The organism is Agrobacterium sp. DKPNP3 (assembly GCF_052686535.1).
Genome location: NZ_JBQYSN010000067.1, coordinates 16,442 through 28,926, shown reverse-complemented (window position 1 = coordinate 28,926; position 12,485 = coordinate 16,442). Strand labels below are relative to the sequence as shown.

The window sequence follows — 12,485 nt, the reverse complement described above, 5'->3', positions numbered from 1 at the left end:
GATGGGTCCGGCGGAGCCGGCGGATCGAAAGGCGCATAAGGGCGTCTTTTCAAGCCACTACGACGAGGCGCGAATCACGCGCGGGTTTGACGGCGATCCCGTCTGGGCGGAACTGGCACAACGTTCCATCCGCCGTTATGCCGAGATCGAGGCAAAAAGCGGCATCCGCTTTTTCACGGAGGCAGGCTGCCTGTTCACCGGCAACGGCAAGGGGCTTGCCGGCGACTATGTGTCACGCGCGCTGTCCTCGGCCGACCGTCTTGGCCTAGGCGTAGAAACGCTGGGCCATGATGTGGTCTCCGACCGGTTTCCGATGTTTTCCCTGCCTGCCGACCACAGCGGTTACTTCGAGCCGCGCCATGCCGGCCACGTCAACCCGCGCGCTCTGGTAAAGGCGCAGTGCGCAATTGCAGAAGCGCAGGGTACGCGGCTGGTGCGGGAAACGGCGGCGCAGATCCGCGATACGGCGCGCGGCGTCAATGTCATCACGCGGGAAGGCGCGACTTACACCGCCGATAAGGTCATTGTTGCGGCCGGCGGCTTCACCAATATGGCGGAACTTCTGCCATCGCCGGTCGATATGGCGGCGACTGGCCGCACCATCGTGTTTTTCGAGCTGGATGAGGCAAGGCAGTCGATATTCGGCACGATGCCATCGACGATTGTGCTTGCCGAAACGGAGGACGACATCGTCTACATCCTTCCGCCGGTGCGGTATCCCGATGGAAAAGTCTATTTGAAGATCGGCGGTGAAAGCGAAAAGGGCAGGCTCGAAACCTTGGCTCAGGCCGTTGACTGGTTCCATTCTGACGGAACGCCTGCCGAGGTGGAGTTCCTGAAGAAAAAAGCCCTGTCATTGATGCCGGAACTTGACGGTTGCTCGGTAACATCAGGTTCCTGCGTCGCCTCGATCACCCGCAGCGGTTATCCCTATATCGGCTATACCCAATCCTCCAACATCGCGGTTCTAACCGGCGGCAATTTCGTTGCCGCCAAATCCTCCGACGAGATCGGGCGGCTTGGCGCGCAGTTGCTTCTGAACGGTCAACTGACGGAAGATGAATTCGCTGCCGAAATGGCGCCGGTTTTCGTCTGAAATTTTTGTGCCAGACCGCTAAAAGGTTGCAATGGAAGTGAGCGCATAAAGAGGGCGGCATGTCGGGACATTTTAAATATATCGTTGTGGGGCGTGGCATGATGGGTGCTGCGGCCGCCCGCCATCTGGCCGAAACAGTCGATGGCGTCGCGCTGATCGGTCCCGGTGAACCTGCCGACATCAAATCGCATCAGGGTGTCTTCGCCAGCCATTATGATGAGGCGCGGATTACTCGCACTATCGATGGCGATGCCGCCTGGGCGTTGCTCGCCAACCGCTCCATTGCACGTTATGGCGATATTGCCACGAGAAGTGGTGTGGAGTTTTACGCCCCGGTGGGCTGCCTGCTGGTGGGACCCGAACGTGGCGGAAAGAACCCCTTCGTCGAGAATGTTCTGTCCGCAGCCGCCCGGCTTGGCGTTTCCACGGAATTGCTTGAGGACCAGAGCCTGAAAAGCCGCTTTCCCTATTTCTCCTTCGAACCGGGCTGCGAAGGCATCTTCGAGAGCGACAATGCCGGTTACGTCAACCCGCGCGCGCTGGTGAAGGCGCAAGCGATCCTCGCGGAGAAGGCGGGCGCTATACTGATCGACGACATCGTCGTCTCAAACCGTGAAGGCGGTGGCAGGGCGTCGGTGCACACCACTTCAGGCGCGGTTTATACCGCAGACCGTGTGCTGGTGGCGGCTGGCGGCTTCTCGATCATGCAAGATCTGTTGCCCCAGCCTGTGGCGCTGGAGGTTTACGCGCGCACTGTCGCTTTCTTTGAGATAGATGAGGGTGACCTTGCGCAATATGCGGGCATGCCGTCGCTGATCTATGAGCCGCGCGACACGACGAAACACATCTACCTGCTGCCGCCGGTCCGCTATCCCGATGGCAAATTCTACCTGAAGATCGGCGGCGATCCCGACGACAAGAGGCTTACAAGCGATCCAGAGATTCGGGAATGGTTCCGCTCCGGTGGCCGGGAAAGCGTGCGGGATCATCTCGCTGGCATCGTCGGAACGCTGGTGCCTTCCGTTGATCTCTCGCGCGTCTCTATGGCGGCCTGCGTTGTATCCAAAACGCAAAGTGGCTATCCGGCCATTGGCTTCACGTCTTCGCCGCGCATTGCCGTTCTGACTGGCGGCAATGGCGCGGCGGCCAAGAGCTCGGATGAGATTGGGCGGCTCGGTGCCCTGTTGCTGCGGGACGGACAAATCGCCGACGGTGCCTTCTCAACAGATTTCAAACCGGCATTTCTTTGAGCTTTCCCGTCGCTTTTCGGTGGCTTTCGCAGCGGAACATGGTTATGCAGCCCAAGCCAGTTGGCCGGGCAGCCGCGCTTTACCAATGTCGAAAGACGGTAAGGTGAGGAAAGTCCGGGCTCCACGGAAATACGGTGCCGGATAACGTCCGGCGGGGGCGACCCCAGGGAAAGTGCCACAGAGAGCAAACCGCCATGCATCGCATGGTAAGGGTGAAAGGGTGGGGTAAGAGCCCACCGCGCTTCTGGTAACAGCGGCGGCAAGGTAAACCCCACCGGGAGCAAGACCGAATAGGGATGACACGGGGCGGGCGAAAGCCCGTTCACAGCCGGTTTCCGGGCCCGTCATCCGGGTGGGTTGCGCGAGGCGGCATGCAAATGCCGTCCCAGATGAATGGCTGCCACGTTCCGGGTCAAACCGGGGCCATACAGAACCCGGCTTACAGGCCAACTGGCGAATTTTTCTTTTCCGTCGCGGACGGGAAACATCTAAAAAATCATATCATCATATTGTTTTTAAATCGGAAAATTGCCCGGTTAAGCCAGCCTTTGTGCCGGTAAACCGCCGTCTTCGCGCGCAAAGTAAACCATTCGTTAAACTTAACGGCTTATGAATTTCCGATGCGAAGGCGGTATCGTGCCGGCTTCATCCCATTGACGCCCATAGTGTCCCATGATATCCCAAATGCACACCACATTGGGTCGTGTTTTTGACCCGCAATCGCTGAAACAAGTGAGGAGCCTGCGAGGGGCTGCTGCAGGGCATGTTGTCCTGGCGCTTGGCGATGTGTCGTGCGTACCGGTGTCGGCTGCGGGGCGGATGGATCGCTTTGCGGCATGCGGTTTTGGCGAGTTGAGTAATGGACCGCTTTTTATCGAACGTGACGAACAGGATCGACGCCAAGGGGCGCGTTTCGGTTCCGTCTCCGTTTCGTTCGGTGCTGGCCAAGCGCGGCATTCAGGAGCTGTATTGTCTCCAGGATTTCGCGTTTCCGGCAATCAGTGTCGGCGGTCCGGATCTGCTGGAGCGCTACGAGCGGCAGATCGCGTCCATGGATGCCTTCTCGCCGGAAGCGAACGCAATGTCGCTGCTGGTTCACGGCGGCGGTGTTTTCATGAAGCTCGACCAGGAAGGTCGATTGATGGTGACGGATTTTGTGCGGGAATTCACCGGCATCTCTACCGAGGTCACCTTCGTCGGACGGGCGGATCATTTTCAGCTTTGGCAACCGGATGCGTTTTTGGCGGCGCAGGCGGAGGCAAGAGCGGGGCGCGGTTTTTCGGCTGCTCGCCCCGCCTAGGACGGGGACAGTCAATGGCGGCGAATTCTGGCGGACGATCTTCTGATGCCGATGGCGGACCTCAGCGCCATATTCCTGTGCTGCTTCGCGAAGTCATCACCGCACTTGAACCCGCTCCCGGCAAGGTCATTCTGGATGGCACTTTCGGTGCCGGCGGCTATACCCAGGCCATTCTCGATCAGGGCGCAAATGTCATCGCGCTCGACCGCGATCCAATAGCGATCGCCGGCGGTCAGGCCATGGTTGCAGCCAATGGCGGCCGCCTTTCGCTCATTCAATCGCAATTTTCCGATCTCGCAAAGCATGCGCCGGAGGGTGGCCTTGATGGGGTGGTTCTCGATATCGGTGTGTCCTCCATGCAGATCGACGAGGCCGAGCGCGGTTTTTCCTTCCAGAAAAACGGCCCTATCGACATGCGCATGTCCGCTTCCGGCGTTTCGGCGGCCGATGTCGTCAACCGCGCCAAGGTCGGCGATCTCATCCGCATCTTCGGTTTTCTCGGCGAAGAAAAGCAGCCGGGTCGCATTGCCCGCGCTATCGAGAAGAGGAGAGCGGAAGAGCCTTTCCGCACCACCCGCGATCTGGCGGGCCTGATCGAGATCGTCACGCCGCGTAAAGCCAAAGACAAGATTCACCCGGCAACGCGGGTGTTCCAGGCGCTGCGCGTTTTCGTCAATGACGAGCTGGGCGAGCTGGCGCAGGCATTGTTTGCTGCCGAGCAGGTTCTGAAGCCCGGCGGCCGGCTGGTCGTCGTCACCTTCCATTCGCTGGAAGACCGTATCGTCAAGAAATTCTTCTCCGACCGTTCGGGCAAGGCCGCCGGTTCCCGGCATCTGCCCGTGGTGGAGGACAAGCCCGCCATTTTCGAGACTATCGGCAAGCCGATGATCGCCGCCAGCGACGAGGAGGCGGAGCTCAATCCGCGGGCCCGTTCGGCCAAGCTTCGCGCGGGTCTGCGCACCGCGGCACCGGCGCGCGCTGCGGATTTCTCGATATTCGAGCTTCCCGATCTCGCCAGCCTTGAAAAGATGGGAGGCTGATATGCTGCGCACTTTCGATGTCATCTTGATGGGGGTCATGGTCGCTGCGGCGGTCGTGACCTACTCGATCAAGCACAAGGCTGATCTGAAGCTTGAAGAGGTCCGCAAGCTTGAAGCCGAGATAAAGCTTGAAAAGGATACGATCGATCTCCTGCGGGCAGACTGGGCATTGCTGACGCAGCCGAACCGCCTGCACCGTCTGGTCAATGCCTATCAGACGGAACTCGGTCTTTCGCCGACGCTGCCGACGCAACTGGCGCAGCCGCGCGAGTTGCCCATGCTGCGCTCGCAGTTGCCGCAGCCGCCCGAGCCGGAAGGCATGAGCGTTGAAGACGTCATCGCCGCTGCCGTCAATGGCTCCAAGCCCGGCGCGACGCTGGGCGGCGCTTCCAAACCAAAATCCCCGCCGGCGGGCCAGATTGCCGTGAACGGCGTTCCGGTGCCGACCCCGCGTGCCCGTGTTTCTCGCCCGGCACCCGCACCCGTGCCCGTTGCCTCCGCCACCGTGGGTGATGAAACCGACGACATGGACGACACGATAACAGGATCGGTGAACCGCTGATGTCTTTTCTCTCCCGCGCTATGGTTTTGAAGAGCAAGGCTCACTTTTCCGCCAGCACGACCGGCATCCACGCCGATCATGCGGCGTTTGAAGGCGCGCGCAAGAAGCGCGCGGCGCAGGCAAAAAGCCGTGTCGGCCTTCTCATTTTTGGTTTTGTCGCCTTTTACGCCGTCGTCGGCGGACGCCTGGTGCAATATGGCATGGCCGAGCAGGAGACGGTGTCGAGCATTGCGCCTGCCGACCGCTTGATGGCGTCGCGCCCTGATCTTCTCGACCGTAACGGCGAGGTGCTGGCCACCGATATCCGCACCGTCTCGCTTTTTGCCGAGCCGCATCGTATCGTTGATATTGACGAGGCCATCGAAAAGCTGCGCACGGTCTTGCCGGACCTCGACCAGCGCACGACCTACCAGAAGCTCTCCTCCAATTCGCGTTTCCAATGGCTGCGCCGCCAGTTGACACCGAAGCAGCAGAGCCAGATTCTCGCGCTTGGTATTCCCGGCATCGGCTTCCGCCCGGAAAAGCGCCGCTTTTATCCCGGCGGGCCGACCGCGGCGCATGTTGTCGGTCACGTCAATATCGACAACCGCGGCGTTGCCGGCATGGAGCGTTACGTCGACAGCCAAGGCCTTGCCGATCTGACGGCGCTCGGCATGACGAGCGATCAGCCGCTGGAACCTGTAAAGCTCTCCATCGACCTGCGCGTGCAGTCCATTGTGCGTGAAGTCGTGACTTCGGCCATCACCAAGTTCCAGGCGATCGGCGCCGGTGCCGTGGTGCTGGATGTGCATACCGGCGAAGTTCTCGCTATGGCCTCGGTGCCGGATTACGATCCGAACAACCCGGCCGAAGGCGCGAAGGAAGGCTGGCTCAACCGCATGTCGAACGGCACGTTCGAAATGGGCTCCACCTTCAAATCCTTCACCATTGCCATGGGTCTTGATTCGGGCCGCGTCCGTCTCGGCGATATGTTCGACGCGCGTTACCCGATCCGCATCGGCGGCTTCACCATCAAGGACTTCCACGGCAAGGGCCGCATGCTCTCGGTGCCGGAAATCTTCCAGTATTCGTCAAACATCGGTACGGCGAAGATTGCTGACACCGTTGGCACCGAAGGCCACAAGGAATTCCTCACAAGGCTTGGTCTTCTCACGCGCATGCAGACCGAACTGCCTGAAGTGGCGCTGCCCTCGCAGCCGCGCGAGTGGAAGAAGATCAACTCCATCACCATTTCCTTCGGTCACGGCGTTTCCACCACGCCGCTGCAGACGGCGGTTGCCGGTGCGGCCCTCGTCAATGGCGGCAAACTCATCGAACCGACCTTCCTGCCGCGCACCCGCGAACAGGCGGATCAGGTGGCAAAGCAGGTCCTGAAGCCCGGCGCCAGCAAGGATATGCGCTTCCTCTTCGAGTGGAACGGCGTCAACGGTTCCGGCCGAAATGCGCGCGTCGATGGCTTCAACGTCGGCGGCAAGACCGGCACGGCCGACAAGGTCGTGAACGGTCGCTATGTTCACGACAAGAACTTCAACGCCTTCCTGTCGGCTTTCCCGATGGATGATCCGCAATATGTGGTGCTGTCCTTCATCGATGAGCCGAAGACGGACAAGGGCAACGGCGCGGCACTTGCCGGCACGTCCGCAGCGCCCATGGTGCACGATATCATCAGCCGCACGGCGGCGGTGCTGGGTGTGAAGCCGAAGTTCGGCAAGGATGGCTCGGCCTTGCTCGTGTCTTATTGATTGTTAGCTTATGATGTTCCGGCGATTCGCGCCGGGGGGACAAGACGGACACAGTCGATGAATTTGCGAGATATATCCGGAAACGCGTTTCCGGAATTGAAAGAATTGCTCCTGTCTGAAACAGGGGCGATCGAAATCGGGGGGATCACCGCAGACAGCCGCAAGGCTGCGCCGGGCAGCCTGTTCGTGGCGGTTTCTGGCACCAAGGCCGATGGTGCGACCTATGTGAAGGACGCGGTTGCCAAGGGTGCGGTCGCCGTTGTTTCCGGGCACGCAGTAGACGCCGACGTGCCGGTTCTGGTCGTCACCGACCCACGCCTTTATCTCTCCCTTGCCGCCTCCCGCTTTTATGGGAAACAACCGGAAACCATGGTCGCCGTCACCGGCACCGCTGGAAAGACATCAGTCGCCTCCTTCGTGCGGCAGATATGGGCTTTCGCAGGCCATGCTGCGGCGCAGATCGGAACGACCGGCGTCATCGCTCCCGGCCGCGAGGACTACGGCGCCCTGACGACGCCCGACCCGGTCACGTTGCATGCGCTTCTGGCCGAGCTTGCAAGCGAAGGCGTCACCCATGCCGCGATGGAAGCTTCCAGCCACGGTCTCGATCAGCGCCGCCTCGATGGCGTGCACCTTTCCGCCGCAGGCTTCACCAATCTCGGCCGCGACCACATGGATTACCATCCGACCGTCGAGGATTACATGGCCGCGAAGATGCGGCTTTTCGATACACTGATGCAAAAAGGCGCTCCCGCGGTGATCTTCGCCGATGATCCCTGGTCGGACAAGGCGATCCGGGCAGCGCGCGAAGCCGGTCTCGATGTCCGCACTGTCGGACGGAACGGCCAATATCTCGCTTTGAAGCGCGTCGAGCATTTCCGCCACAAGCAGATGATCGAAGTGCATCATGACGGTGTCATTTACGAAGTCGATATCCCGCTGGCGGGTGATTTCCAGGTGGCCAATGCGCTTGTCGCCGCCGGTCTTGCCATGTCGACGGGTGTTCCCGCCGCAACGGCGCTCAAGGCGCTCGAAAAGCTGGTCGGCGCCGCAGGCCGCCTCGAACTTGTGGGCCAGACGAAAAACGGCGCGCTCGCCTATGTGGACTATGCCCACAAGCCGGATGCGCTGGAGAATGTGCTGACTTCGGTGCGGCCCTTCACCTCCGGCCGCATCATCACCGTCTTTGGCTGTGGCGGCGATCGCGACAAGGGCAAGCGCCCGATCATGGGCGAGGTCGCCACGCGTCTTTCCGACATCGTCATCGTCACGGACGACAACCCGCGCTCCGAGGACGCGGCAACCATCCGCTCGGAAGTCATGGCCGCCGCACCGGGCGCACTCGAAATCGGTGACAGGGCCGAGGCCATCCGTCATGCGGTATCGATGCTCTCGCACGGCGACACGTTGATCGTCGCAGGCAAAGGACATGAAGAGGGGCAGATCGTTGGTTCCGTGACGCTGCCATTTTCCGATCATGAGCAGGTGCGCGCTGCACTGGCAGGGCTGGAAGGATCGAAAATTTGAGCTCGTTATGGACAGTCGCCGACATGATCGCCATCACGGCAGGACGCCCGGTGGGCAATTTGCCGACGGGAATCACCGGCATTTCCATCGACAGCCGGTCGGTCAAGCAGGGCGAGGCCTTTTTCGCGATCAAGGGTGATCGGGTGGACGGCCATGACTATACCAGCTTTGCCGTTGCCAATGGCGCTGGTCTTCTGGTCGTGGCTGAAGCCAAGCTGCCTGCGCTCGGCCGTCTGACGGTGCCGATGATCGTGGTGGAAGATGTGCTCGCAGCCCTAGGCAAGCTGGCCATCGCAGCGCGTGAGAGAACCTCGGCGCGCATCATCGCGGTGACCGGTTCGGTCGGCAAGACCACGACCAAGGAAATGCTGCGGCAGGCGCTCGCCCCTTCGGGCCGGGTGCATGCGGCAGTGGCGTCCTTCAATAACCATTGGGGCGTGCCGCTGACGCTCGCGCGCATGCCTGCCGATACCGAATTCGGCGTCTTCGAAATCGGCATGAACCATTCCGGCGAAATCCGGCCGCTGGTGAAGATGGTCCGTCCGCATGTGGCGATCATCACGACCATCGCACCTGCCCATCTCGGCAATTTCAAGAACATCGAAGAGATTGCCGCCGCCAAGGCGGAGATTTTCGAGGGCGTGGAGGAGGGCGGTTCCGTCATCCTCAACCGTGACAACGCGCAGTTCAAGCAGCTTGAGGAGGCGGCGCAGGAGCAGGGTATCGAACATATTCTTACCTTCGGTCAGCACGCCAAGGCCGATTTCCGCTTGGCCGATTTCGAGAGCACAGCGACCGGTTCGACGATATGGGCGATCCTCAATGGCGAGACCAGCGAACTGCATCTCAACATTCCGGGCCGGCACATTGCAGACAATGCGATGGCGGTGCTTGGCGCCGTGGCGATCACGGGCGCCAATCTTGATCGCGCCTTCGAGGTGCTTGGATCGCTTGAGGCGGTAAAGGGGCGTGGCCAGCGTCACCATCTTCAGATCGACGGTGGCTCCTTCCTGCTGATCGATGAAAGCTATAACGCCAATCCTGCCTCCATGCGGGCGTCGATCGCCGTGCTGGCGGAAACGCCGACGCAAGGTCACGGCCGTCGCGTTGCCGTCCTCGGCGACATGCTGGAGATGGGCGAATTTTCGGCGCAACTGCATGAAGAATTGGCCGGACCATTGCTCGCGGCGGGTATCGAACATGTGTGGCTGGCAGGCGAGGCGATGGCCGCCTTGCGCGACGCGCTGCCGGACAGCGTCACCGTCATCTGGTTCCCGACGACGGCGGAACTTATCGATTTCGCCCTGCAATGGGTGCAACCGGGAGACGCGCTGATGGTAAAATCGTCACTCGGGCTTGGTTTCGGCAAGATTGTCGCCGCCCTGCTTGACAAGTATCCGGCATTCCCCGAGACGGAACGCCAAGTCTGAAATAGCCTTTTGAAAGGGCAATTATGCTGATCTGGCTCGTCGAACTGTCGGATAAAATTCAAATCTTCAACCTGTTCCGGTACATCACCTTCCGGGCCGGTGCGGCGATGTTTACCTCGGCCCTGATCGTCTTCCTGTTTGGACCGGCCATCATCAACTCGCTGCGCGTTCGCCAGGGAAAAGGCCAGCCGATCCGCGCCGATGGGCCGCAGACGCATTTCAAGAAAGCCGGCACCCCGACCATGGGCGGCTTGATGATCCTTGCCGGTATCCTCGGCGGCTCGCTTCTGTGGGGCGACCTGTCGAATGTCTATGTCGTCGCCGTTCTGATGGTGACGCTCGGTTTCGGCGCCATCGGCTTCTACGACGATTATCTCAAGGTCACGAAACAGAGCGACAAGGGTTTCTCCGGCAAGGCGCGTCTCGGCATCGAATTCCTGATCGCGGCGATTGCCGTGTTCTTTATGATGAAGGTGGCACTCGCCTCCGCTCCGCATGGCGGCACGCTCGGCAGCTCCATCGCCTTTCCCTTCTTCAAGGAATTCGTGATCAATCTCGGTTATTTCTTCGTGCTCTTCGGTGCGTTCGTCATCGTCGGCGCGGGCAATGCCGTGAACCTGACGGATGGTCTCGATGGTCTGGCCATCGTCCCCGTGATGATTGCCGCCGCGACGTTCGGCGTGATTTCCTATCTTGCTGGTAATGCGGTTTTCGCCAATTACCTGCAGATCAATTTCGTGCCCGGCACGGGTGAGCTCGCCGTCATCGTCGGCGCCGTCATCGGTGCGGGTCTCGGCTTTTTGTGGTTCAATGCGCCGCCCGCCGCCATCTTCATGGGTGATACGGGGTCGCTCGCGCTTGGCGGCCTGATCGGCTCCATCGCCGTCGCCACCAAGCACGAGATCGTCATGGTCATCGTCGGCGGTCTCTTTGTCATGGAAACCCTGTCGGTCATCATTCAGGTGTTCTGGTTCAAGCGCACCGGCAGGCGCGTCTTCCTGATGGCGCCGATCCATCACCATTTCGAGAAAAAGGGCTGGACGGAAAGCCAGGTGGTCATCCGTTTCTGGATCATCTCCGTTGGCCTCGCGCTGCTTGGCCTCGCTACCCTGAAGCTGAGGTAAGCGATGATCCCGGTCACGTCGTTTAAAGGCAAGAAGGTCGCTCTGTTCGGGCTCGGTGGTTCGGGTCTTGTAACCGCCCGTGCACTGGCGGCTGGCGGGGCGGATGTCGTGGCTTTCGACGACAATCCCGACAGCGTCGCCAAAGCGCAGGCCGAGGGCATCACGACGGCGGACCTACGCACCATCGACTGGCCTTCATTCGCATCCTTGGTGCTGGCGCCTGGCGTGCCGCTCACTCACCCGAAGCCGCACTGGTCAGTCGATCTGGCGAAAGCCGCTGGCGTTGAGATCATCGGTGATATCGAGCTATTCGTCCGTGAACGTCGCGCGCATGCGCCGGATTGCCCCTTCATCGCCATTACCGGCACAAACGGCAAGTCGACGACGACGGCATTGATCGCGCATATCCTGAAATCGGCTGGTCGCGGCACGCAGCTCGGCGGCAATATAGGTACGGCCGTGCTGAGCCTCGATCCGCCGAAGGCGGGACGCTTCTACGTGGTGGAATGCTCTTCCTATCAGATCGATCTCGCTCCGACGATCAATCCGACCGCCGGTATCCTGCTCAATCTGACGCCTGACCATCTCGACCGCCACGGCACGATGCAGCATTATGCCGACGTCAAGGAACGGCTGGTGGCTGGCAGCGGCACGGCGATTGTCGGCGTGGATGACAGTCATTCGACGCTGATTGCCGATCGCATCGAGCGCGCAGGTGTGAAGGTCGAACGCATTTCCAAGCGTAATGTCGTTTCCGATGGACTTTATGCGGAAGGCAGCCGTATTTTCCGGGCGCATGGCGGGACGTCTTCGCTGCTCACCGATCTCGAGGGTATCCAGACGCTTCGCGGCAGCCACAATGCACAGAATGCCGCGGCTGCAATTGCGGCCTGCCTTGCAGTCGGCGTCTCGGAAGATGAGGTTCGTGCCGGTCTCAAGTCCTTCCCGGGCCTCAAGCACCGGATGCAGCCGGTGGGTCGACGCGGCAATGTAACCTTCGTCAATGACAGCAAAGCGACCAATGCCGATGCTGCTGCACCCGCACTTTCGAGTTTCGACCGCATCTACTGGATCGCCGGCGGTCTGCCGAAGGCCGGTGGCATCACCAGCCTTTCGCCGCTCTTTCCGCGCATCGCAAAAGCTTATCTGATCGGCGAGGCGGCTGCGGAATTTGCCGCGACACTCGGCGAGGCGGTGCCTTACGAAATATCCGGTACGCTTGATAAAGCCGTGCAGCACGCGGCGGCAGATGCTGAAAAGGACGCGACGGCTGGCAATATCGTGATGCTGTCCCCGGCTTGCGCAAGCTTCGATCAATATAAGAACTTTGAAGTCAGAGGTGATTCGTTCGTCGCAGAGGTTGCGGCGCTCGATGGCATGACGATGCTCGTTCACTCTGGAAAAGGGGACTGAA

General features: G+C 60.6%; 10 protein-coding genes and 1 other RNA gene. All 11 read left to right on the top strand.

Going from position 1 to position 12,485, the window contains the following annotated elements:
- Window position 1 precedes the first annotated feature (1 nt).
- The 11 genes from ACUTJJ_RS17580 (at window position 2) to murD (ending at window position 12,484) form a co-directional block, all read left to right on the top strand.
- On the top strand, window positions 2-1,096 hold the full coding sequence (locus ACUTJJ_RS17580; protein WP_445542927.1) for an NAD(P)/FAD-dependent oxidoreductase: 1,095 nt from the start codon (window positions 2-4) through the stop codon (window positions 1,094-1,096).
- A gap of 59 nt (window positions 1,097-1,155) precedes the next feature.
- Window positions 1,156-2,346, top strand: coding sequence for an FAD-dependent oxidoreductase (locus ACUTJJ_RS17575; RefSeq protein WP_445542926.1), 1,191 nt, complete (start codon window positions 1,156-1,158; stop codon window positions 2,344-2,346).
- Window positions 2,347-2,402: 56 nt separating this feature from the next.
- An RNA gene (gene rnpB / locus ACUTJJ_RS17570) (RNase P RNA component class A) lies at window positions 2,403-2,804 on the top strand.
- Between the two features lie 401 nt (window positions 2,805-3,205).
- Complete coding sequence (gene mraZ, locus ACUTJJ_RS17565; protein WP_004430734.1) at window positions 3,206-3,646, top strand: division/cell wall cluster transcriptional repressor MraZ; 441 nt, start codon at window positions 3,206-3,208, stop codon at window positions 3,644-3,646.
- A 14-nt stretch (window positions 3,647-3,660) separates the two neighbouring features.
- On the top strand, window positions 3,661-4,686 hold the full coding sequence (gene rsmH, locus ACUTJJ_RS17560) for a 16S rRNA (cytosine(1402)-N(4))-methyltransferase RsmH (RefSeq protein ID WP_445542925.1): 1,026 nt from the start codon (window positions 3,661-3,663) through the stop codon (window positions 4,684-4,686).
- A 1-nt stretch (window position 4,687) separates the two neighbouring features.
- A complete protein-coding gene (ftsL, locus tag ACUTJJ_RS17555; RefSeq protein WP_063950582.1) occupies window positions 4,688-5,248 on the top strand; it encodes a cell division protein FtsL in 561 nt (186 codons plus the stop codon).
- A complete protein-coding gene (locus tag ACUTJJ_RS17550) occupies window positions 5,248-6,990 on the top strand; it encodes a peptidoglycan D,D-transpeptidase FtsI family protein (protein WP_063950581.1) in 1,743 nt (580 codons plus the stop codon). The genes ftsL and ACUTJJ_RS17550 overlap by 1 nt, the downstream gene beginning before the upstream one ends.
- A 57-nt stretch (window positions 6,991-7,047) precedes the next feature.
- Window positions 7,048-8,517, top strand: coding sequence for a UDP-N-acetylmuramoyl-L-alanyl-D-glutamate--2,6-diaminopimelate ligase (locus ACUTJJ_RS17545; protein ID WP_063950580.1), 1,470 nt, complete (start codon window positions 7,048-7,050; stop codon window positions 8,515-8,517).
- Window positions 8,514-9,947 carry a UDP-N-acetylmuramoylalanyl-D-glutamyl-2,6-diaminopimelate--D-alanyl-D-alanine ligase gene (locus ACUTJJ_RS17540; protein ID WP_445542924.1) on the top strand — a complete coding sequence of 478 codons (1,434 nt, stop codon included), beginning with the start codon at window positions 8,514-8,516 and terminating at the stop codon, window positions 9,945-9,947. Before ACUTJJ_RS17545 ends, ACUTJJ_RS17540 begins: the two co-directional genes overlap by 4 nt.
- Before the next feature lie 23 nt (window positions 9,948-9,970).
- A complete protein-coding gene (gene mraY, locus ACUTJJ_RS17535) occupies window positions 9,971-11,071 on the top strand; it encodes a phospho-N-acetylmuramoyl-pentapeptide-transferase (RefSeq protein WP_063950578.1) in 1,101 nt (366 codons plus the stop codon).
- A 3-nt stretch (window positions 11,072-11,074) separates the two neighbouring features.
- Window positions 11,075-12,484 carry a UDP-N-acetylmuramoyl-L-alanine--D-glutamate ligase gene (gene murD / locus ACUTJJ_RS17530; protein ID WP_445542923.1) on the top strand — a complete coding sequence of 470 codons (1,410 nt, stop codon included), beginning with the start codon at window positions 11,075-11,077 and terminating at the stop codon, window positions 12,482-12,484.
- Window position 12,485: the final 1 nt, after the last annotated feature.